The sequence below is a fragment of the Rhodopseudomonas faecalis genome (assembly GCF_003217325.1).
In the GTDB taxonomy this organism is placed as follows: domain Bacteria; phylum Pseudomonadota; class Alphaproteobacteria; order Rhizobiales; family Xanthobacteraceae; genus Rhodopseudomonas; species Rhodopseudomonas faecalis.
Genome location: NZ_QJTI01000060.1, coordinates 1 through 1,152, shown reverse-complemented (window position 1 = coordinate 1,152; position 1,152 = coordinate 1). Strand labels below are relative to the sequence as shown.

Here is a 1,152-nt window from a genome sequence, read left to right as displayed (position 1 = left end):
CCGTTAAATTCCTCAGCGCCAATGGTACTCCGTCTCAAGACGCGGGAGAGTAGGTCGCTGCCAGGCCTGCAAAGGACAAATTCCCCTCTTCACAAACCAACACAAAAACCGCCGCGACAGAAATGTCGCGGCGGTTTTTGCGTTTGAAGGTATCTCAATCAGCACATCCCGGGCGCAGCGCCCGATAATCGCCCAAACTGTACGCTTTCGGCCACGATTGTCGGGCAGTTTGCAGCGGTTGCAATCAGCCTCGGCGATTCCGGGGCCAGTTGGAGGGATGTCATGTTGACCAAACACTACGTCACGATGCTCGGCGCGGCCTGTCTGGCCCTTTCGGTCGGATACGGCAGCGACGGCGCGCTGGCGCAGCAGCCTGCCAAGCCGCAGGCCAACAAAGAGGCGAAACAGGCGGCTCAGCCGGCTCCGCAGCAACCCGCGCTGAAACAGATCGCGCTCACCGAGCAGCACATCAACCAGCTGGTCGCCGCTCAGAAGGAAGTCGAGGAGCTCACCGCGAAACTGCCGGAAGGCCCGAAAGCCAAGCCGGATCCCAAGCTGACCGCGCAGATCGAAGACACGGTCAAGAAGCACGGTTTTGCGTCATTCGCTGAGTACAATGATATCGCCGACAATGTCGGGCTGGTATTGAGCGGCGTCGATCCCAAGACCAAGGCCTATGTCGGTCCGGAAGCGGTGATCAAGGCGCAGATCGCCGAGCTGCAGGCTGACAAGAAGGTGCCGGCCAAGGAGAAGAAGGCGGCGATGGCCGAGCTCAATGCAGCGCTCAAGAGCCCGGGCCCGGCGGTCGAGAACAAGGCCAATATCGATCTGGTGGTCGCCAATTATGACAAGCTGGTCGGCGCTCAGAGCGGCGAAGCCGCGCCTGCCGCGGCGCCCGCAGCTGCGGCGCCCGCCCAAGCAGCGCCTGCCCAAGCTGCGCCGGCTCAAGCAGCGCCGGCTCAGCCGGATCCCGCTCCGGCAGCGCCGGCTCCGGCCAGCAAGTAACAACAACCAATCGATGCATGATGGCCGGGCTTGTCCCGGCCATTGTTGTTTTGTAAGCGCTGTTCTCAGGCCACGTGCCTGAGGTCTTGCGTGGCGGGATAGGCCCAGGGCAGCAGGTCGTCGATCTGACCGTTCGGGTGGCCGTTG

Annotated in this window: 1 protein-coding gene; it reads left to right on the top strand. The window is 62.5% G+C overall.

The annotated features are described in order from the left end of the window. The first annotated feature begins 282 nt into the window (after nucleotides 1-282). A complete protein-coding gene (locus BJ122_RS18895; RefSeq protein ID WP_110782823.1) occupies nucleotides 283-1,005 on the top strand; it encodes a hypothetical protein in 723 nt (240 codons plus the stop codon). Nucleotides 1,006-1,152: the final 147 nt, after the last annotated feature.

What these genes read in the sequence shown, in the direction of transcription:
- BJ122_RS18895 (WP_110782823.1), top strand. Translation starts at nt 283, where the DNA reads ATGTTGACCAAACACTACGTCACGATGCTCGGCGCGGCCTGTCTGGCC.